The sequence below is a fragment of the Streptomyces sp. WM6378 genome (assembly GCF_001279695.1).
Classification (GTDB): domain Bacteria; phylum Actinomycetota; class Actinomycetes; order Streptomycetales; family Streptomycetaceae; genus Streptomyces.
The window spans coordinates 22,833-43,414 of record NZ_LGDD01000328.1; the positions used below are offsets into that span (position 1 = coordinate 22,833).

The window sequence follows — 20,582 nt, forward strand, 5'->3', positions numbered from 1 at the left end:
CGATGCTCACTCGACGTCCCCGATCTTGAGCATCTGGCGCATGTACACCGCGATCACACCGAGCAGCAGGAGCACGGTGAGCAGGGCGATCGCGGAGCCCTGCGAGTAGTCGTTGACGACGAAGGCCTTGTCGTACGAGTACGTGGTGAGGAGTTGGTACTCCGGCTCGGGGTGCCCGCCGCGCATCACGAAGACCTGCGGGAAGACACCCATGTCCCAGATCACCGAGAGCGTCGCGAGCATCACGATGATGGGCTTGAGGATCGGCAGCGTGACGTGCCGGAACACGCCCCAGGAGCCGGCGCCGTCGAGCCGGGCGGCCTCTTCCAGCTCCTTGGGGACCTGGGTGAGACCGGCGCTGAGGGTGATGACCACGAACGGCACCGCGCCCCAGACCACGAGCAGCATGATCACGGCGAGGCCCTGGGTGCTGCTGATGAACCAGTTGTGTCCGGTGACGTCGACCCCGGGCAACTGGCTGAGCAGCCAGTTCAGTACGCCGTAGTCGCTGTCGAACATCCACTTGAAGACGGTGATCGCGACGACGATGGGCATGCCCCAACTCGCCACCAGGGCAATGTTGATGAGCGTCTTGACCCACCCCGAGACCCGCTGGAGCAGTAGGGCGATCAGCATGCCGATGACCATGGTCAGGACGACCGCGGTGGCGGCGAAGACGATGGTGCGTACGACGACGCGCCAGAACTCGGCGTCGCCGAGGACGGTGGCGAAGTTGTCGAACCCGACCGACTCGGCGGCCTTGAAGCCCCACAGCTGCGGCTGCCCGAACTTCTGGAAGGACAGGGTGACGAGCCGTACCAGCGGATAGCCGAGGACGAGCGCGAGGACGAGCAGACAGGGCGCGAGCAGTGCCCAGGGCACCGCCGCTCCCCCGCCCGTGCCGCGCTTCTTCCCCGGCTTGCCGGGCTGACCGGATCCAGCACCCGGTAGTGGGTCGCGCCGCGCCGGCGGCACCTTGGCGGTGGTTGTCTCTGCGGCACTCATCGCGCGCTCCTGGTGATCCCTCTCTGGAACTGGCCAGGCAGGGCCCCGTCAGCGTGACGGGGCCCTGCCCAAAGGTCACTTGGTGTTGATGACCTTGTCGATCGCGGCGTCCGCGTCCTTCGCGGCGGCCTCGACCGTCTTCTTACCGGTGCCAATGGCCTGGAGCATGTCCTGGAGGGTCTTGGCCTTCTCGACCTGGCCCCAGCCCGGCGCCATCGGGACGAACCAGCTGGACTCGGCCGCGGTGGCCGGGACGGCCGTCTTCGGGTCCGACTTCAGCGGCGCGAGGTCCGTCTTGTTGTTGGGCAGGTTGCCCTTGGCGATCAGGCCCTTCTGGCCCTGGGTGCCGGTGAACGCGTTGATCCACTCGGCGGCGAGCGCCTGCGCCTTGGACTTGACCGGAACCGCGAGGTCCGAGCCGCCGAGGAAGACCGGCATGGCCTTGCCTGACGGGGCCGGCATCACGAAGCTCTCGATCTTGTCGGCGAGCTTGCCGACCTTGTCGTTCTCCGGCAGGGCGGCGTTGGCGCCCTCCCAGGCCGGGCTGAAGACGAGGGCCGACTTGCCCTGGCCGTAGACGATGGGACGGTCGGACTCGTCCTTCGTCTTGTCGCCCTTCATGTACTTGTCGACGACGTTCTTGAACTCGGTGAGGCCCTTGATGGACTCCGGCGAGGACAGGTTGGCCTTGAACTTGTCGCCGTCCTGCTTGGCGATGGAGCCGCCGGCGTCGTACACGAAGGACATGGCCGCGTACCAGTCACGGGTGGGCTGGTACCAGGCGCTGAACTTGTCGCCCTGCTTCGCCTGGATCTTGTCCAGGTCGGCGGTCAGCTCGGTGTACGTCTTCGGGGTCGCGGTGATGCCCGAGTCGGCGGCGATGTCCTTGCGCCAGGTCGCCGTGCGGCCACCGGCGTAGTAGGGGACGCCGTAGGTCTTGCCGTCGTACGAGACCGAGGCCTTGAGGCCGTCCAGCCAGGCGGCGGAGTTGTCGAACTTCGACGGGTCGATCTCGGCGAACGCGCCCTTGACCGAGTAGGCGAGCATCTCGGTGTTGCCCATCTCCACGACGTCCGGCGCCTTGTCGGTGGCGAGGACGGCGTCGAGCTTGGCGTTCTTGTCCGGCCAGCCGTAGTACTCGTGGTTGATCTTCAGGCCGGGGTGCTTGGCGACGATCGCGTCGTCGGCCGCCTTGACCAGCTCGGGCCAGTTCTTCTGCGCGTCGACCGTCAGCCAGACGGTGAGCTCCTTGGCGTCGCCCCCCGCGGCGCCGTCCTTCTTGTCGCTGCCGCCGCACGCCGCGGCGCCGATCATGATGCCCGCGACGCCGATCGCCGCGATGAGCTTGCGCTTCACGCCACTCTCCTCAGGGATGACTGACCCCGTTGTCTTCTTCGTGGCCCCGCCCACCGCGATGCCGCATACGACGAGTACTGCCCGTGGGGCTGGGTTCTGGTCTTTAATGGTTTAGACCAGTACCGGGAGCTTGGCCTAGACCTTTAGGGGTGTCAAGAGTCGATAAGAACGCTGAGACCGTCCGTTATCGGACCGACACCTCACCGCCCGGCCCGCCCCACAACTCCGCCCCCAGCGGCCCGATCCGGCCTGCGCCGGGCTGCCCGCGGAAGGCCCTCTGGGCTTTAATGGTTTAGACCAACTTGCACACTTCCCCGCACGTCCGCCGCGTGGCGGTGTATAAGAAGGGCTGTCGATCGCGTTACCGGACCGACACCCTGACGGAGGGCGACGACCCGTGACCGGTCCGTGCCACCATGTGAGCCGCGACAGACGGAGGAGCCGGTGACGGCAGCAGCGCAGCACTCGGGAAGGCAGGCCATGGCCGACGGGAGCGGGAGCGAGACAGAGGCGGGCGCCGGCGCCCGTACCGCTCGCGTGCCCAAGTACTACCGCCTCAAGCGTCACTTGCTGGAGATGACGGAGACCCTGCCGCCCGGCACCCCGGTGCCGCCCGAGCGCACCCTCGCCGCGGAGTTCGACACCTCCCGCACCACCGTGCGCCAGGCCCTCCAGGAGCTGGTCGTCGAGGGCCGCCTGGAGCGCATCCAGGGCAAGGGCACGTTCGTCGCCAAGCCGAAGGTCTCCCAGCCGCTCCAACTCTCCTCGTACACCGAGGACATGCGCGCCCAGGGCCTGGAGCCGACCTCCCAGCTCCTCGACATCGGCTACGTCACCGCCGACGACACCCTCGCCGGGCTGCTCGACATCACCGCCGGCGGCCGCGTCCTGCGCATCGAGCGGCTGCGCCTGGCCAGCGGCGAGCCGATGGCCATCGAGACCACCCACCTGTCCGCCAAGCGCTTCCCGGCGCTGCGCCGCTCGCTGGTCAAGTACACCTCCCTCTACACCGCGCTCGCCGAGGTGTACGGGGTGCACCTCGCGGAGGCCGAGGAGACCATCGAGACGTCGCTGGCCACCCCGCGCGAGGCCGGGCTGCTCGGCACCGATGTCGGCCTGCCGATGCTGATGCTGTCGCGGCACTCCCTCGACGGCCAGGGCGAACCCGTGGAGTGGGTGCGGTCGGTGTACCGGGGCGACCGGTACAAGTTCGTCGCCCGCCTCAAGCGGCCGGCCGACTGAGCGCGCCCTCCCGGCCGCCCAGCCGTCCGGAATCCGGACGGGGGTTCCCTTGACCGAATCTCTCCCCTAGATTTCCTGCGCATTACCAAGTGATCCAACGCACAGGTGATCGTGAGGGGACGGAGCCACCCAATGCCGGATTCGACAGAAGTGAGGAGACCGGTGATCACGCCCTTGCGCGTGGTCATCGCGCTCTGCCTGATCGCGCCCTTCGTGGCGATGCTGTGGGTGAGCTCGTACGCCAAGACCGACCCGGCGCTCGGCGGCATCCCGTTCTTCTACTGGTACCAGATGCTCTGGGTGCTGATCTCGACCGCACTCACGATGATCGCGTACAAGCTGTGGCAGCACGACCAGCGCTCGCGCGCCGCCTCCGCCCCGCACACCTCCGACGACGACAAGGGGGGTGCGTCCAAGTGAAGGACGGCGTGAACGGCGTCGCGCTCGGCGTCTTCATCTTCTTCTTCCTGGCCGTCACGGTCATCGGCTTCATGGCGGCCCGCTGGCGCAAGGCCGAGAACGAGGCGAGCCTGGACGAATGGGGCCTGGGCGGGCGGTCGTTCGGCACCTGGGTCACCTGGTTCCTGCTCGGCGGCGACCTCTACACGGCCTATACGTTCGTGGCCGTACCGGCGGCGATCTACGCGGCGGGCGCGGCGGGCTTCTTCGCGGTCCCGTACACGATCCTCGTCTACCCGCTGATCTTCACGTTCCTGCCGCGCCTGTGGTCGGTCTCGCACAAGCACGGCTACGTCACCACCTCGGACTTCGTGCGGGGCCGATTCGGCTCCAAGGGCCTGTCCCTCGCGGTCGCGGTCACCGGCATCCTCGCGACGATGCCGTACATCGCGCTCCAACTCGTCGGCATCCAGGCCGTGTTGGACGTCATGGGCGTGGGCGGCGAGTCCAACAACTGGTTCGTGAAGGACCTGCCGCTGCTCATCGCGTTCGCGGTGCTCGCGGCGTACACGTACTCGTCCGGCCTTCGCGCGCCCGCGCTGATCGCATTCGTGAAGGACGGCCTGATCTACCTGGTGATCGCGGTGGCGATCATCTACATCCCGATCAAGCTGGGCGGCTTCGACGCCATCTTCAGCGCGGCGCAGCACAAGTTCGCGGGTCCGCCCGGCGGCAAGCCGACCGGGGCCATCGCACCCGGCGAGTCGAGCCAGTGGACGTACGCCACGCTCGCGCTCGGCTCGGCGCTGGCGCTGTTCATGTACCCGCACTCGATCACCGCGACGCTGTCCTCGCGCAGCCGCAACGTGATCCGCCGCAACACCACGATCCTGCCGCTGTACTCGCTGATGCTGGGCCTGCTCGCACTGCTCGGCTTCATGGCGATCGCGGCGGGCGTCAAGGTCAGCAACGGGCAGCTCGCCATTCCGCAGCTCTTCGAGGACATGTTCCCCGACTGGTTCGCGGGCGTCGCCTTCGCGGCGATCGGCATCGGCGCGCTGGTCCCGGCGGCCATCATGTCGATCGCGGCCGCGAACCTTTTCACCCGCAACATCTACAAGGACTTCCTCAAGCCGGACGCGTCGCCCGCGCAGGAGGCCAAGGTCTCCAAGCTGGTCTCGCTGGTGGTGAAGGTCGGCGCCCTGGTCTTCGTCCTGACCATGGACAAGACGGTCGCCATCAACTTCCAGCTCCTGGGCGGCATCTGGATCCTGCAGACCTTCCCGGCCCTGGTCGGCGGCCTGTTCACGCGCTGGTTCCACCGCTGGGCGCTGCTCGCGGGCTGGGCGGTCGGCATGGCGTACGGCACGCTCGCCGCGTACGGGGTGGCCTCGCCCACCCAGAAGCACTTCGGCGGCTCCTCGAAGGAGATCCCGGGCATCGGCGAGATCGGCTACATCGGCCTCACCGCGTTCGTCCTGAACGTGGTGGTGACGGTCGTCCTCACGGTCGTCCTGCGCGCCCTGAAGGCCCCCGACGGCGTCGACGAGACCTCGCCCGCCGACTACACGGCGGACGCGGGCGACCCGGGCGTGGCCACGGAACTCCCCCCGGCGACGGCCGGCTCGGCCCACTGAGTTCCCCTGTCGGTACGCGAAAGGGCCGCCGCATCCCGGGAGGGTGCGGCGGCCCTTCTGCGTAGGCCGTCAGTGCGCCCACGTAGGGATCAACGGCGAAGCCGTGCCCCGCGCGACACAACATGTGGGGGGTGCCACGCACAGCGCCCCCCACATGTATGCTCGTCCTCGCTGTCGCCGCAGGGGAATCCGGTTCGAATCCGGAACTGTCCCGCAACGGTATGACCCGTACCCCTTTGTACGGGCCGAGTCCGATGACCTGCCGATGGCGCGTCCGGGTCGACCGAACCGGATGCCAGACGTCCGGGCCTCGCGGTTGGGCCGGTGGACGACGCGCTCAGGGCTGCCCCGACGCGCGCCGACGCCTCCTCCGAAAGGCCCCGTGCCGAGCGAGGGAGTGCCCCCACGTGACCATCGCCCCTGCGGATCCCGCTTCAGCGATCACCGAAGAGTTGGCCGATGCCCCGGGGACCGCGCTGCTGCGGACCCTGACGGACCTCACCGCCGACCTCGCGGACACCGACCCCGGCCGGGTCGCCGCCGCCGCGCTGCGGGGCCGCAACGCCCGTTCCGACGAGGCCGAGCTGCGCGAGCTGGCCACCGAGGCGGCCGCGGGGCTCATCTCCGAGGACCCGGCGTACTCCCGCCTCGCCGCCCGGCTCCTGACCATCACCATCGCCGAAGAGGCCGCGACCCAGGGCGCGGTGTCGTTCTCCGCCTCGGTCGCCGTAGGCCACCGCGAGGGCCTGATCGCCGACCGCACCGCCGACTTCGTCGACGCCCACGCCGACCGCCTCGACGCGCTGGTGGACGCGGCCCTCGCCGACGGCGCCGACGACCGCTTCGGCTACTTCGGCCTGCGCACCCTCTACTCCCGCTACCTGCTGCGCCACCCGATCACCCGCAAGGTCGTCGAGACCCCCCAGCACTTCATGCTGCGCGTGGCGTCCGGCCTCGCCGAGGACGAGTCGGTTCGCGCCCTGGACGAAGTGGCGTCCCTGTACGGCCTGATGAGCCGCCTGGACTACCTGCCGTCCTCCCCCACGCTCTTCAACTCCGGCACCCGGCACCCCCAGATGTCGTCGTGCTATCTGCTCGACTCGCCGCTGGACGAGCTCGACTCGATCTACGACCGCTACCACCAGGTCGCCCGGCTCTCGAAGCATGCGGGCGGCATCGGCCTCTCGTACTCCCGCATCCGCGGCCGCGGTTCGCTGATCCGGGGCACCAACGGCCACTCCAACGGCATCGTCCCGTTCCTCAAGACCCTTGACGCGTCGGTGGCCGCGGTCAACCAGGGCGGCCGGCGCAAGGGCGCGGCCGCGGTGTACCTGGAGACCTGGCACTCCGACATCGAGGAGTTCCTGGAGCTGCGCGACAACACCGGCGAGGACCAGCGCCGTACGCACAACCTGAACCTCGCGCACTGGATCCCCGACGAGTTCATGCGCCGGGTCGACGCCGACGGCCAGTGGTCGCTGTTCTCGCCGGCCGACGTGCCCGAGCTCGTCGACCTGTGGGGCGAGGAGTTCGACGCCGCCTACCGCAAGGCCGAGGCGGCCGGGCTCGCCCAGAAGACCATGCCGGCGCGGGACCTGTACGGCCGCATGATGCGCACCCTCGCGCAGACCGGCAACGGCTGGATGACGTTCAAGGACGCCTCCAACCGCACCGCCAACCAGACGGCCGAGCCGGGACACACCGTCCACTCCTCCAACCTGTGCACCGAGATCCTGGAGGTGACGGACGACGGCGAGACGGCCGTCTGCAACCTCGGCTCGGTCAACCTCGGCGCGTTCGTCGTGGGCGACGGGATCGACTGGGAGCGCCTGGACGAGACCGTCCGCACCGCCGTGACCTTCCTCGACCGGGTCGTCGACATCAACTTCTACCCGACCGAGCAGGCCGGCCGCTCCAACGCCAAGTGGCGCCCGGTGGGCCTGGGCGCGATGGGTCTGCAGGACGTCTTCTTCAAGCTGCGCCTGCCCTTCGACTCCCCCGAGGCGAGGGCGCTTTCCACCCAGCTCTCCGAGCGGATCATGCTCACGGCGTACGAGGCCTCCACGGACCTCGCCGAGCGCAACGGCCCGCTGCCCGCCTGGGACAAGACCCGCACCGCGCGCGGCGTGCTGCACCCCGACCACTACGACGTCGAGCTGACCTGGCCGGAGCGCTGGGCGGCCCTGCGGGAACGTATCGCCAAGGTCGGCATGCGCAACTCGCTGCTCCTCGCGATCGCCCCGACCGCGACCATCGCGTCCATCGCGGGCGTGTACGAGTGCATCGAGCCGCAGGTCTCCAACCTCTTCAAGCGCGAGACGCTGAGTGGCGAATTCCTCCAGGTGAACGGCTACTTGGTGGAGGAGCTCAAGAACCTGGGCGTGTGGGACGCGCAGTCCCGCGAGGCGCTGCGCGAGGCGAGCGGCTCGGTGCAGGACTTCGGGTGGATCCCGGCCGACGTGCGCGCGCTGTACCGCACGGCGTGGGAGATCCCGCAGCGCGGCCTGATCGACATGGCCGCGGCCCGCACCCCCTTCCTCGACCAGTCGCAGTCCCTGAACCTGTTCCTGGAGACGCCCACCATCGGCAAGCTGTCGTCGATGTACGCGTACGCCTGGAAGCAGGGCCTGAAGACGACGTACTACCTGCGCTCGCGCCCGGCGACGAAGATCGCCCGCGCCGCCCAGGCCACCCCCACCATCCTCCCCCGGCCTTCGGCGGGGGGACCCCCAGTCCAGCAGGCGGCCCCCGACGCCGACGCGATCGCCTGCTCGCTCGAAAACCCCGAGTCCTGCGAGGCCTGCCAGTAATGAGCAACACCGAAAAGAACCTTCTCGACCCGGGCTTCGAGCTGACCCTGCGTCCCATGCGCTACCCGGACTTCTACGAGCGCTACCGGGACGCGATCAAGAACACCTGGACCGTCGAGGAGGTCGACCTCCACTCCGACGTCGCCGACCTCGCGAAGCTCACGCCGGGCGAGCAGCACATGATCGGCCGCCTGGTCGCGTTCTTCGCGACGGGCGACTCGATCGTCTCCAACAACCTGGTGCTCACCCTCTACAAGCACATCAACTCCCCCGAAGCGCGGCTCTACTTGAGCCGTCAGCTCTTCGAGGAGGCCGTGCACGTCCAGTTCTATCTGACGCTGCTCGACACCTACCTCCCCGACCCGGAGGACCGCGCGGCCGCGTTCGACGCGGTCGAGGAGATCCCCTCGATCCGCGAGAAGGCGCAGTTCTGCTTCAAGTGGATGGACTCGGTGGAGAAGATCGAGCGCCTGGAGACCAAGGCCGACCGCCGCCGTTTCCTGCTCAACCTGATCTGCTTCGCGGCGTGCATCGAGGGCCTGTTCTTCTACGGCGCCTTCGCCTACGTCTACTGGTTCCGCAGCCGGGGTCTGCTGCACGGCCTCGCGACCGGCACCAACTGGGTGTTCCGCGACGAGACGATGCACATGAACTTCGCCTTCGAGGTCGTGGACACCGTCCGCAAGGAGGAGCCGGACCTCTTCGACGATCTGCTTCAGGAGCAGGTCACCGACATGATCAAGGAGGCGGTCGAGGCGGAGCTCCAGTTCGGCCGCGACCTGTGCGGCGACGGCCTGCCCGGCATGAACACCGAGTCGATGCGCGAGTACCTGGAGTGCGTCGCCGACCAGCGCCTGACCCGGCTCGGCTTCCCGGCGGTGTACGGCTCGTCGAACCCGTTCTCGTTCATGGAGCTCCAGGGCGTCCAGGAGCTGACGAACTTCTTCGAGCGCCGCCCGTCCGCCTACCAGGTGGCGGTCGAGGGCTCGGTGGGCTTCGACGAGGACTTCTAGTCCCCCACATACGTAAGGCGTGAGGCTCCGCTGCCACGGGGGGAGCGGAGCCTCACGCCTTACGGTTTTGCGCCAACTGCCTTACGGGGAACGTCAGTTGTTGGGCACGGTCTCGTAGCGGGCCGCGCCCTCCGCCATCTGCTTCAGCGCGTCCTTGCGGTCGCGCTTGGAGAGGCGGTCGATGTACAGGTACCCGTACAGGTGGTCCGTCTCGTGCTGGAGGCAGCGCGCGAAGTAGCCGGTGCCGCGCACCTTGACCGGGTTGCCCTCGGCGTCCTGGCCGGTGACCACCGCGTAGTCGGGGCGGGCGAGCTCGGCGTACGCGGTCGGCACGGACAGGCAGCCCTCGTTGGACTCGTCCAGGACGCGCAGCTCGGACGGCAGCTCTTCGAGGACCGGGTTGCAGACGACGCCGACGTGCCGGACGCCCTCGTCGTCCATGCAGTCGTAGACGAAGACCTTGAGGTCCACACCGATCTGGTTGGCGGCCAGGCCCACGCCCTCGGCCGCCTTCTGGCTGGCGAACATGTCGTCGATGAGCTTCGCGAGCTCGCCGTCGAACTCGGTGACGTCCTTGCACTCCTTGTGGAGCACCGGGTTGCCGACGACCGTGATCGGGCGGGCGGTGCCGCGCTCGCGGTAGGCCAGCTCGCGCGCCTCGCAGTCCTCCGTGTCCACGACGAACCCGTCGTTCTCGACCTGCTGGTCCGTCTCCTGCTGCGCCATGTCCGCCGTAAGCCTTCCTGAAAACCCGATTCCGATCCCATACAGACTAAGGCGTGGCTCAGCAGACTTCTTCTAGATCCCGCCACTCCCGGCTGTCCGGGTTGTCGGCCACCCAGCCGTCGAGGAGGCCCCGGACCAGACCGGCGGGGGCCGCGATGCCGCATTCGCGCTCCGGCACCCACAGGTCGCCGGAGGTGCGGTGGCCGAGCGGGCCGGGGTGGCCGGGCTCGCTGTGATCGTGCGGGTCGAGGTGCTCGCCGTCGCCCTCGTCGCTGGGCATCTGGGACTCGGAGCAGGCCCGGCACAGCAGGCGTACGGAGGAGGACCAGTCCTCGGCGGCGAAGCCGGCGTCGGCGGCGAGCCGCTCCAGGGCGTCCCGGTCGGCCTCGGTGGCCGCCTCCAGGAGGACCACCCAGGTCGGCACGGGCGAGGGCGCCCACAGCTCGATCTCGTCGAAGACCGGGAAGGACGGGCCGGCGGCGGTGGTGCGCTCGCCGTGCGGGACGCCGTCGTGCAGCACGACCTCGCCCCAGCGCCGCCCCGAGGACGGCAGCGGGATGGACAGGACCTCCATGCGGGCCGGGTCGAGCCGGCGGCCCCACACCACCTCGGCCTCGCCCTCGGGCGAGAGGCGGACGGCGGCACTGCCCAGCTCCATCCCGACGGGTTCGCCGCTGCCGGTGGCCTCGCCCGGCACCTTCAGGCCGTACGCCTGCCAGGCCCGGCGGGCCAGCGGCCAGTCCTGCAGGGCGGTGGCCGCGATGCCGACGTTCCACCAGTCGGGGGCGCCGGTCTCCTTGTCGAGCAGGGCGACGGCGCGCAGCCCGGCGGCCCGCGCCTGCTCCCAGTCGTGCCGGAACTTGTGCAGGAGCGCCAGGTTGAACCAGGACTCGGACAGCCACGGTTCCAGGTCCGCGGCGCGCGTGAGCAACGCCCCGGCGTCCTCGTACCGGCCGTCGCCGATCAGCGTGAACGCACGGTCTGTGGCCTGCCGCCACGAGGCGGAGGGCCGGTGCCGTCCCTTGCCGAAGATCCTCACGATTCCCGCCTGCCCAGACCGGCCCCGACTACCGGGTCGGTCTTACGGTCTCCCAGTTTTCTGGGTTCTTTTCGCATCCAACCATGCCCAGCCGGAAGGCCGCTCATTACTCCTGGGTTACCCAGGCGGCACCCGGGTCAGACAGCCTCGGGCGAGCACGCGTGCCAGGGATTCGACAACCTGGGGATGGTAGTCACGGCCGGTGCCGAGACGCAGCTGTTCGAGTGCGTTCAGCGACCGTCCGGGGCCCGAGGAGCCCTCCGCGAGATCGTCGTAGGCGTTGACCGCGCGGACGATCCTGGCGGGCAGCGGCTGCTCCCGGTACGGGTCGGCCTGGCGCTCGACGACGACCGCCACGTCGGCGGGCACCCCGGTCTGGCGCACGACCGCGCCGCCGAGCAGCGCGATGCGGCGCTGCTCGGCGGCGGGCAGCGTGGCGGTGGCCCCGGCGGGGACCGGGTCGAGCAGGGACAGCTGGCCGATGTCGTGCATGAGCGCCGCGTACTCCAGGACGGTCAGCTCGCTCTCCGAGAGCCCCAGCTCGCGCCCGACGGCCCGGCTGAGCTCGGCGACCCGGCGGGCGTGGCCCGCCTTGGTGTATCCGGCGATCTCGGTGGCGCGGGCCAGTGAGGTGATGGTCTGGCGGTACGTGGTGCGTACGGCCGCGTACCGCCGGAAGGCCAGCTGGGTGAGGAGCAGCGGCACGCAGAACACGGGCAGCGCCCACAGCCCGGCGACGGCGACCGCGAGCGCCATCACGGTGCCGGTGGCGCACACGGCGGACCCGATGCCGACGAGCCCGCGCAGTTCGTCGCGCAGGAGCGGCCCGAACGGGTACCGGGTGCGGGCGTGCAGCAGCAGGGCGGCGACCACCGCGTCGCACAGCGCGGTCAGCACGAGCAGCAGCAGGAGAACGAACGCGAAGTACGCTCCGTGCCCGAACCAGGCGTCGAGGTGCCCCGAGTTGTAGAGCGGCTGAAAACAGACGGCGGCGAAGGCGACGGTGAGCACCCGCCGGGCCGCCTGGTCCAGGCTCGGCCCGCGCCCTACGGCCACATGCGGTACGGACCCGAGCAGCGCCGCGGCCACCACCACGGCGATCACCTGGAGCACCCCGTGCCGGGTGGCGTGCCCGGCGTTCTGCCCGAGCAGCGCGTAGGCCAGCGCCCCGGCCGAGGCGAGCGGCGCCGGGTCCCGCTCGCCGTCCCTGGCCCCCCACCGGGCCAGCTCCCCCAGGGCTATGAGCGCGCCGAACGCGGCGGCGGTGCCGGGTTCGACGAGGCCGTCGTGCAGGGTCGACGCGAGCGCCCAGGCGGTGAGCAGCCCGGCGAGGGCGTAGGCGCCGAGCACGGGGGCGGTGGGCCGGGCGGCCATGTCAGGCGCCTTGGGCGTTCGAGGGGCGGGGGTCGGGGAGCGGCCCCGGTTCGGGGGCGGGCGCCCCGACCGGGGCGGCGGGCGTCCCCACCGGTCTGGACGGAGGCACGTTTCCGCGCGCCCCACCGGCCCCCGGCTCGTCCGCGGTGACCTCGACGTGCCACCCGTACCGGGACAGCGCCCGCACCAGGCCGCCGACCATCCGCGGGTCGAACTGCGCGCCCGCGCACCGCTCCAGCTCGGTGACGGCCGCCGCCACCGGTCTCGCCCGCCGGTAGGAGCGCGTGGACGTCATCGCGTCGAAGGCGTCGGCCACCGCCACCACGCGGGCCGCCTCGGGGATCTGGCCGCCGGCGAGCCCGTAGGGGTAGCCACTCCCGTCGAGCCGCTCGTGGTGGTGCAGGATCGCGGCGCGGGCCTCGCCGAGGAAGCCGATGCCGCGCACCATCTCGTGGCCGTACTCGGGGTGCAGTTCGATCACCGCCCGCTCCTCGGGGGTGAGCGGCCCGTCCTTGCGGAGCACCCGCGTCGGCACCCCGAGTTTGCCGACGTCGTGCAGGATCCCGGCGAACCGGATGACCTCCAGCCGGCCTTCCTCCATGCCGAGTTCGCGCGCGATCATCTCCGAGGCCCGGCCGACCCGTTCGCTGTGGCCGCGCGTGTACCTGTCCTTGATGTCGACGGCCTGGACGAGGGCGCGGATGGTGGCCTGGTGAGCCGCGCGCTCGCGCTGGTACTGGGCGAAGACCCAGCACGAGATGTACATCGGGAGCAGCACGAACAGCGCGGCGGGCGGTCCGAACCGGCTGCGCCACAGCACGGCCATCATCAGCCCCGCGAGGCCGTGCACACAGTGCGGGGCGAGCGAGCGCAGCAGGAGCCCGCGCCAGGCGGTGCGGGGCGGGCGCCGTTCGGCGGTGGCCAGGATGAGGCCGTCGAGCGCGGTCAGGACCAGGCAGAAGACCAGGGCGGTGGCTCCGGCCGGCAGCAGCGCGTACGGGAAGTCGGGGGCACCGGCGCCCCGCCCGCCCAGCGCCTCGCGCCCGCCGAACAGCACATGGACGCCGGCCGCGGCCGACGCCGCGATCGCGAGCTGCGCGGCCCGCCAGATCCGCCGCACCTGGCGCGGCTCTTCCTCGACGTACGCGATGAGCGCGCCCGGCACCGCGACAAGGGCGGCGGCGGCCGGCGGGAGCAGGAAGGCGGCGGCGAGCAGCACCGGGAAGAACGAGCCGGAGGCGATCGGCACGCTCACCCGGCCGGCGAGGACCGGGCAGCGCGGCGGCCATTCGCACAGCGCGTACAGGCCCGCGAGGAGCGCCACGGCCGCCCAGGGCACGCCGGGGCGCAGCACGGGCAGCGCGCATGCCACCGCGCCCACTACGGCGCCCAGGACGGCGATGCGCGCCCCCGCCGGAATGTCCCGCAGTCCCCGCGGCTCCGCCATGGCCCCCACCTCCCCATCCGCCCGGGCAGCCCGTTGCGTACAGCTTGGCGAGGATAGGCCCGTGTGCCGTGGCGGTCAGGCGCATGGTCGGAATAGGGCGTTTCGAGCCGCCCGGATTAGCACCTTCGGGTGACGCCGGGCGCCCCACGGGCGGCCAGACACAGCGGAGCGGCCACGACGCATGGTCGTGGCCGCTCTCAACTGCCCTGCCGCGGGCGGCAGTTCACTTCTGGATCAGCCGGGTCACTCGGGCCGGAGCGTCGGCACCTCTCCGGTGACGACGTCCTGTTCGGGCACCGCCTGGCCGGAGCGGATCAGGTCGATGCGGCCCATCACCTTGGAGCGCAGGTCGCTCGGCACGTCGTCCGAGCCGCAGCAGCGCTTCACCAGCTTCTTCACGGCCTGCTCAAGGCCGTACTTCTCCAGGCACGGCGAGCACTCCTCGAAGTGCACCTCGAACTTGTTGCAGTCCGTAGGGGGCATCTCGTGGTCCAGGAACTCGTAGAGATGGTCCAGGACCTCAGAGCAGTCCGTCTCGTGCGGCTCTCCGCAGCTCATGAGCCCGAGCCTTTCGCTTCGTCCGACTCTCCGGCGCCGGCCGGGACGAGCCCGCGGTCACGGGCGTAGTCCTCCAGCATTCCGCGCAGTTGGCGGCGGCCCCGGTGCAGCCGGGACATCACCGTACCGATGGGTGTACCCATGATGTCCGCGATCTCCTTGTACGCAAAGCCCTCTACGTCCGCGAGATACACGGCGATGCGGAACTCTTCGGGAATGGCCTGAAGGGCCGACTTCACGTCCGAGTCGGGCAGGTGGTCGAGCGCCTGCGACTCGGCGGAGCGCAGGCCCGTCGACATGTGCGACTCGGCGCGCGCGAGCTGCCAGTCCTCGATCTCCTCGGCGGCGCTGCGCTGGGGTTCGCGCTGCTTCTTCCGGTAGGAGTTGATGAAGGTGTTGGTGAGAATCCGGTAGAGCCAAGCCTTCAGGTTGGTGCCCTCGCGGAACTGGTGGAAGGACCCGTACGCCTTGGCATACGTCTCCTGGACCAGGTCTTCCGCATCGGCCGGATTGCGCGTCATGCGCAGTGCGGCCGAGTACATCTGGTCGAGGTAGCCGAGGGCATCCCGCTCGAAGCGCGCATTGCGCTCGGCGGTGGTCTCTTCCACGTGGCCGTCGTCGGTCCCTGTGACCGGACCCACCTCCTCGAACGGTGTGCTGAGCCCGAATGCGGACCCACTCGAATCGGAGGATAGACGACGATCCGCTCCGCCCGCCGCTCGAATAGGAGCGGTCCTGGCCGCGGAAAGCACCGTCCACTCCAGGTCAGAGGCGGCCTTGCGGCTCGGGCAGATGGTCGAACCCATGCGACGGACTCCCTCTCCACAGCTGGTCTGCATATCCCTTACGTCGGCCATAACAGTGGGCCCGCATTCCGCATTCCCGGCGGCATTCCCGGCGTCAGATCTCCAGCGCGCCGAGCCATTCACCGACGGCCGCGGTGATCACGTCCAATGCCTCCTGCTGGGTGAGGGAGGCCCGCTTCGGGACCGCGAACCCGTGGTCGCCGAACGGCACTTCCACGAGCCCGTACGTCCCTTCGGGGAATTCGGCGGGCTTCCCGAAGGGGTCGTTCCCGCCCTGCACCACGAGGGTGGGCACGCCCGCCCCGAGCAGCTCCGGCGCCCTCGACTTCTCCGGCCTGCCCGGCGGGTGCAGCGGGAAGCTCAGGGCGAGGACCCCGGCCGCGCCGAGCTCCGTCGCCGTGCGGCAGGCGACCCGGGCCCCGGCGCTGCGGCCGCCCGCGACGACGGGCAGCCCCTTCTTCGCCACGGCCGGCCACAGGTCGCGCCACCCCGTGTCCAGCGTCTTCGGCGCCGGTGCCACCTTCTTGCCGGCCACCCGCCAGGGCTGCTCCACCAGGGCCACGCTCACTCCGAGCGGCGGCAGCGCCCCGGCCAGCGCCTGAAGGTCCCGGGCCTCGATCCCGCCGCCCGCCCCATGGCTCACGGCCAGCACGAGGCGGGCCTTCCTGGCGGTGTGCCAGGTGATGCGCGCCTCGCCGGCGCCGGTCTGGATGATCTCGCTGTCGCTCACCGGGCCATCCTGCCGCCGGGCAGGGCGGGGAGGGCGAACGACATGGGCGAGGTCACCGTCAGAACAGCGTGCCCTCCTCGGGCCCCTCCAGCTCCGTCAGAAGCTCCGGCCCGTTGTTGCGAACGTTGCTCACCGCCGTCGATACGGGATACGCCCGCATCAGCCCGCCCGGCGGCGGCGCAAGCAGGTCCCGCAGCGACTCGGTGTCCGTGTGGGCCGGGTCGAGCCATGCGCCCCACCGGTCCGGCAGCAGCATCAGCGGCATGCGGGGATGGATGTCCGCGAGCGAGCCTGGGCCCTCCGCCGGGGCCACGCCCAGCGGGCCCGTCTCGGCCTCGGTGGTGACCACCGAGCAGGTCACCCACCAGGCCGAGGGGTGGTCGTCGGGCAGCGTGCGGTCGCGCCAGAACTCGTACAGGCCGGCCATCGCGAAGACCGAGCCGTCCGCCGGGGTCACGAAGTACGGCTGCTTGCGCGGCCGCTTCTTCCTGCCCTCGACCTCCAGCTCGCGCTCGCCGGCGCCGGTGACCCACTCGTAGTAGCCGTCCGCCGGGATGATGCAGCGGCGGGCGGCGAACGCCTTCTTGAAGGAGGGCTTCTCGTGGATCGTCTCGGCGCGCGCGTTGATCATCCGGGCGGCGCCCTCGGGCGATTTCGCCCAGGAGGGGACGAGTCCCCACTTCAACTTGCGCAGCTGCCGAACCGGACGCGGGGAGTCGGCGTCTTTAAGAGGGCGCTCCAGGACGACGTAGACCTCTTTGGTCGGCGCCACGTTCCAGTCGGGCTCCGGAGCCTCCGCCGGATCCCACTTCTCTATCTCAAAGACTCCTGCGAGATCCTCGGGCCTGCGACTCGCTGCATACCTACCGCACATAGGTGCCACACTGCCACGGCGCCCGTACCCCATGAGGAGCCGTCCCAGAAATGTCCGCGCTTGAAGACTTCCAGCTCTTCGGCACCCAGAGCGCGCCAGCCCAGTGGCTGGTCGTCGCGACGGGCATAGCCGCGCTCGCCGTCGTCGTCCCGCACAGCCTCTGGCGCCTCTCGCGCAACGCCATCACCATCGCCCACGAGGGCGGCCACGGCCTGGTCGCACTGCTCACCGGCCGCCGCCTCGACGGCATCCGGCTGCACTCCGACACCAGCGGCCTGACCGTGAGCCGGGGCAAGCCGCACGGCCCCGGCATGATCCTCACGGCCGCCGCCGGATACACCGCTCCCCCTCTGCTCGGCCTCGGCGGCGCCTGGCTCCTCGCCGCCCACCACGTCACGCTCTTCCTGTGGCTGGCCACGGCCCTGCTGGTCGCCATGCTGGTGATGATCCGCAACGCGTACGGCGTCCTCACGGTCGTGGTGACCGGCGCCGCCTTCCTGCTCGTCTCCTGGCTGACCAGCCCGGACGTCCAGTCGGCTTTCGCGTACACGGCCGTGTGGTTCCTGCTGCTCGGCGGCGTGCGCCCCGCGTTCGAGCTGCAGAGCAAGCGCCGCCGCCACAACGACGGCGACTCGGACGCCGACCAGCTCGCCCGGCTCACCCACGTACCACCGGCGCTCTGGCTCTTCCTCTTCCACGCCGTTTCTGTCTGCTCCCTGATCGGCGGCGGCCGCTGGCTGCTCGGCCTCTAGGTGGCGGCCCCACTAAAGTGAGGGCCATGACCGAAACGCCCGTGCACCCCGCCCTCTGGCCCGCCCCCCTCGCGAGCGGAGCCGTCGACGCGACGGTCACCGTGCCCGGATCGAAATCGGTCACCAATCGCGGGCTCGTCCTGGCGGCGCTCGCCGCCGAGCCCGGCTGGCTGCGCCGCCCCCTGCGCTCGCGCGACACCCTGCTGATGGCGGAGGCCCTGCGCACCCTGGGCGTCGGCATCGAGGAGGGCGTGGGTCCGGACGGCTCGGGCGAGGCCTGGCGAGTGATCCCGGCCGGTCTGCACGGCCCGGCCACGGTCGACGTCGGCAACGCCGGTACGGTCATGCGCTTCCTGCCCCCGGTCGCGGCCCTGGCCGACGGCCCGGTCCGCTTCGACGGCGACCCGCGTTCCTACGAGCGCCCGCTCGGCGGCGTGATCAACGGCCTGCGCGCACTGGGCGCCCGCATCGACGACGACAACCGCGGCGCGCTCCCGATGACCGTGCACGGCGCGGGCGCCCTCGAAGGCGGCCGGGTGGAGATCGACGCCTCCTCCAGCTCCCAGTTCGTCTCGGCCCTGCTGCTCTCGGCCCCCCGGTTCAACCAGGGCGTCGAGGTGCGGCACGTGGGCTCCGCGCTGCCGTCCATGCCGCACATCCGGATGACGGTCGACATGCTGCGCTGCGTGGGCGCCCAGGTCGACGAGCCGGAGACGGGCGGCGAGCCGAACGTGTGGCGGGTCTCGCACTCGGCACTGCTCGGCCGCGACCTGACCGTCGAGCCGGATCTGTCCAACGCCCAGCCGTTCCTGGCGGCCGCCCTCATCACGGGCGGCACGGTCGTCATCCCCGACTGGCCGGTCCGCACCACCCAGCCCGGCGACCAGCTGCGGCAGATCTTCACGGAGATGGGCGGCACCTGCCAACTGACCGACCGCGGGCTCGTGTTCAACGGCTCCGGCCGCATCCACGGCATCGACGTGGACCTGAGCGAGGTCGGCGAGCTGACCCCCGGCATCGCGGCCGTCGCGGCGCTCGCCGACTCCCCGTCCACGCTGCGCGGCGTCGCGCACCTGCGGCTGCACGAGACGGACCGCCTGGCCGCGCTCACCAAGGAGATCAACGAGCTCGGCGGCGACGTCACGGAGACCGCCGACGGCCTGCACATCCGCCCGCGCCCGCTGCACGGCGGCGTCTTCCACACCTACGACGACCACCGGATGGCCACCGCCGGCGCGATCATCGGCCTCGCCGTGGACGGCGTGCGGATCGAGAACGTGGCGACGACGGCCAAGACGCTGCCCGACTTCCCGGACATGTGGAGTTCGATGCTGGCAGGGTCCGGAAGCTGAGCGGGGCTTAGATCATGCGCCGCTACGGCAAGAACCCCGACGAGGACGACATCCGCGTCCGCCCCAACCCCAAGGGCAACCGCCCCCGCACCAGCATCCGCCCCAAGCACGAGGACGCCGCCGAAGGCATGGTCCTCACGGTCGACCGGGGCCGCCTCACCTGCCTGGTCGGGGATCGCACGATCCACGCCATGAAGGCCCGCGAACTGGGCCGCAAGGCGGCCGTGGTGGGCGACCGGGTCGACATCGTGGGCGACCTGTCCGGCAAGAAGGACACGCTCGCGCGGATCGTACGGATCGGCAAGCGCAGCTCGGTCCTGCGGCGCACGGCCGACGACGACGACCCGTACGAGCGCGTGGTCGTCGCCAACGCCGACCAGCTCGCCATCGTCACCGCCCTCGCCGACCCCGAGCCGCGGCCCCGCCTCATCGACCGCTGCCTGGTGGCGGCGTACGACGGTGGCCTGGAACCGCTCCTGGTCCTGACGAAGTCGGACCTCGCCCCGGCCAACGAACTCCTGGAGATGTACGGCGCGTTGGGCGTCCCGTTCGTGGTCACCTCGCGCGAGGAGCTGTACGAGGGCAACGCGGCGGACCGGGTGCGCGAGCAACTGCACGGCCGGGTCACCGCGTTCGTCGGCCACTCCGGCGTCGGCAAGACGACCCTGGTCAACGCGCTGGTCCCGGAGGCCCAGCGGCGTATCACCGGGCATGTGAACGCGGTCACCGGACGCGGCCGCCACACCACCACCTCGGCGCTCGCGCTGCCTCTGGACAGCGCGGACGGCGGCTGGGTCATCGACACCCCGGGCGTACGGTCCTTCGGCCTTCACCACGTCGACCCGTCAAGGGTGATTCTGGCCTTCCCCGATCTCGTACCGGGCACCGAGAACTGCCCGCGCGCGTGCAGCCACGACGAGGCGGAGTGCGCGCTGGACCAGTGGGTGGCGGACGGGCACGCCGATCCGGCCCGGCTCTACTCGTTGCGCCGACTGCTCGCGACGAGGGAGCGACGCGAGGGCGACTGACCTGTTTCCACGGGCGTGTGCATGCCCTCCGTTGCATAATCGCACCAAGTGTTGACCATGCAGTCAGCGACGACGATGCGTTGTGGGAGGCCCTGGACATGGCGTGGCTGCTGGTCGTGGTGGCGGGAATCCTCGAAACGGGCTTCGCCGTCTGCCTGAAGCTGTCGCACGGTTTCACCCGGCTCTGGCCGACGGTCGCCTTCGCCGCGTTCGCACTGGGCTCGTTCGGCCTCCTCACGCTGTCGCTGAAGAAGCTGGACGTGGGTCCGGCGTACGCGGTGTGGACGGGCATCGGGGCGGCCGGCACCGCGATCTACGGCATGGTCTTCCTCGGTGACGTGGTCTCCACCCTCAAGCTGGTGTCGATCTCACTGGTCATCGTGGGTGTGATCGGCCTGCAGATCTCCGGCTCGGCCCACTGACCCACGCCCCGA

At 70.5% G+C, this 20,582-nt stretch carries 19 protein-coding genes and 1 riboswitch; of the genes, 9 read left to right on the plus strand and 10 right to left on the minus strand.

Annotated elements, in window-relative coordinates:
- Positions 1-6: 6 nt before the first annotated feature.
- Positions 7-1,005: a carbohydrate ABC transporter permease gene (locus ADK54_RS35195; protein WP_053729861.1), complete on the minus strand. Its 999-nt coding sequence runs from the start codon at positions 1,003-1,005 to the stop codon at positions 7-9.
- Positions 1,006-1,080: 75 nt separating this feature from the next.
- A complete protein-coding gene (locus tag ADK54_RS35200) occupies positions 1,081-2,361 on the minus strand; it encodes an extracellular solute-binding protein (RefSeq protein WP_053729862.1) in 1,281 nt (426 codons plus the stop codon).
- Positions 2,362-2,841: 480 nt separating this feature from the next.
- On the opposite strand from ADK54_RS35200, the gene ADK54_RS35205 reads away from it, so the two are divergent.
- The 5 genes from ADK54_RS35205 to ADK54_RS35225 all read left to right on the plus strand — a co-directional run bounded on the left by ADK54_RS35205 (position 2,842) and on the right by ADK54_RS35225 (position 9,462).
- On the plus strand, positions 2,842-3,603 hold the full coding sequence (locus ADK54_RS35205) for a GntR family transcriptional regulator (protein ID WP_053729863.1): 762 nt from the start codon (positions 2,842-2,844) through the stop codon (positions 3,601-3,603).
- A gap of 132 nt (positions 3,604-3,735) precedes the next feature.
- Entirely contained in the window at positions 3,736-4,023 is a 288-nt protein-coding gene (locus ADK54_RS35210) for a DUF3311 domain-containing protein (protein WP_107090692.1), read from the plus strand.
- Positions 4,020-5,639 carry a monocarboxylate uptake permease MctP gene (gene mctP, locus ADK54_RS35215; protein WP_053729865.1) on the plus strand — a complete coding sequence of 540 codons (1,620 nt, stop codon included), beginning with the start codon at positions 4,020-4,022 and terminating at the stop codon, positions 5,637-5,639. Before ADK54_RS35210 ends, mctP begins: the two co-directional genes overlap by 4 nt.
- Positions 5,640-5,822: 183 nt before the next feature.
- Positions 5,823-5,899, plus strand: a riboswitch (cobalamin riboswitch).
- A 147-nt stretch (positions 5,900-6,046) separates the two neighbouring features.
- Complete coding sequence (locus ADK54_RS35220) at positions 6,047-8,449, plus strand: ribonucleoside-diphosphate reductase subunit alpha (RefSeq protein ID WP_053729866.1); 2,403 nt, start codon at positions 6,047-6,049, stop codon at positions 8,447-8,449.
- Positions 8,449-9,462 (plus strand): ribonucleotide-diphosphate reductase subunit beta, encoded by a 1,014-nt coding sequence (locus ADK54_RS35225; RefSeq protein WP_053729867.1) that lies wholly within the window; start codon positions 8,449-8,451, stop codon positions 9,460-9,462. The genes ADK54_RS35220 and ADK54_RS35225 overlap by 1 nt, the downstream gene beginning before the upstream one ends.
- A 93-nt stretch (positions 9,463-9,555) precedes the next feature.
- On the opposite strand, the gene def is transcribed toward ADK54_RS35225, so the two are convergent.
- The 8 genes from def to ADK54_RS35265 form a co-directional block, all read right to left on the minus strand.
- Entirely contained in the window at positions 9,556-10,188 is a 633-nt protein-coding gene (gene def, locus ADK54_RS35230; protein WP_053729868.1) for a peptide deformylase, read from the minus strand.
- 58 nt (positions 10,189-10,246) lie between these two features.
- Positions 10,247-11,227, minus strand: coding sequence for a tetratricopeptide repeat protein (locus tag ADK54_RS35235; RefSeq protein WP_053729869.1), 981 nt, complete (start codon positions 11,225-11,227; stop codon positions 10,247-10,249).
- A 117-nt stretch (positions 11,228-11,344) separates the two neighbouring features.
- Entirely contained in the window at positions 11,345-12,601 is a 1,257-nt protein-coding gene (locus tag ADK54_RS35240) for an HD-GYP domain-containing protein (protein WP_053729870.1), read from the minus strand.
- A 1-nt stretch (position 12,602) separates the two neighbouring features.
- Positions 12,603-14,030 (minus strand): HD-GYP domain-containing protein, encoded by a 1,428-nt coding sequence (locus ADK54_RS35245; RefSeq protein WP_420717464.1) that lies wholly within the window; start codon positions 14,028-14,030, stop codon positions 12,603-12,605.
- 261 nt (positions 14,031-14,291) lie between these two features.
- Positions 14,292-14,606, minus strand: a complete 315-nt coding sequence (rsrA, locus tag ADK54_RS35250) for a mycothiol system anti-sigma-R factor (protein ID WP_053729872.1) — start codon at positions 14,604-14,606, stop codon at positions 14,292-14,294.
- On the minus strand, positions 14,603-15,247 hold the full coding sequence (locus ADK54_RS35255) for a sigma-70 family RNA polymerase sigma factor (RefSeq protein WP_053729873.1): 645 nt from the start codon (positions 15,245-15,247) through the stop codon (positions 14,603-14,605). Before ADK54_RS35255 ends, rsrA begins: the two co-directional genes overlap by 4 nt.
- Before the next feature lie 259 nt (positions 15,248-15,506).
- Positions 15,507-16,142 (minus strand): alpha/beta family hydrolase, encoded by a 636-nt coding sequence (locus tag ADK54_RS35260; RefSeq protein WP_053729874.1) that lies wholly within the window; start codon positions 16,140-16,142, stop codon positions 15,507-15,509.
- Between the two features lie 58 nt (positions 16,143-16,200).
- Complete coding sequence (locus tag ADK54_RS35265; RefSeq protein ID WP_053729875.1) at positions 16,201-17,016, minus strand: SOS response-associated peptidase; 816 nt, start codon at positions 17,014-17,016, stop codon at positions 16,201-16,203.
- A gap of 50 nt (positions 17,017-17,066) precedes the next feature.
- Between ADK54_RS35265 and ADK54_RS35270 the strand changes: the two genes are divergently transcribed.
- The 4 genes from ADK54_RS35270 to ADK54_RS35285 all read left to right on the plus strand — a co-directional run bounded on the left by ADK54_RS35270 (position 17,067) and on the right by ADK54_RS35285 (position 20,570).
- A complete protein-coding gene (locus ADK54_RS35270) occupies positions 17,067-17,768 on the plus strand; it encodes a M50 family metallopeptidase (RefSeq protein WP_053729876.1) in 702 nt (233 codons plus the stop codon).
- A gap of 26 nt (positions 17,769-17,794) precedes the next feature.
- The gene (aroA, locus tag ADK54_RS35275; protein ID WP_053729877.1) at positions 17,795-19,120 is read left to right on the plus strand and encodes a 3-phosphoshikimate 1-carboxyvinyltransferase; all 1,326 of its coding nucleotides are present in this window, start codon (positions 17,795-17,797) and stop codon (positions 19,118-19,120) included.
- 14 nt (positions 19,121-19,134) lie between these two features.
- Positions 19,135-20,148 carry a ribosome small subunit-dependent GTPase A gene (rsgA, locus tag ADK54_RS35280; RefSeq protein ID WP_053729878.1) on the plus strand — a complete coding sequence of 338 codons (1,014 nt, stop codon included), beginning with the start codon at positions 19,135-19,137 and terminating at the stop codon, positions 20,146-20,148.
- A gap of 98 nt (positions 20,149-20,246) precedes the next feature.
- On the plus strand, positions 20,247-20,570 hold the full coding sequence (locus ADK54_RS35285) for a DMT family transporter (RefSeq protein ID WP_053730036.1): 324 nt from the start codon (positions 20,247-20,249) through the stop codon (positions 20,568-20,570).
- Positions 20,571-20,582: the final 12 nt, after the last annotated feature.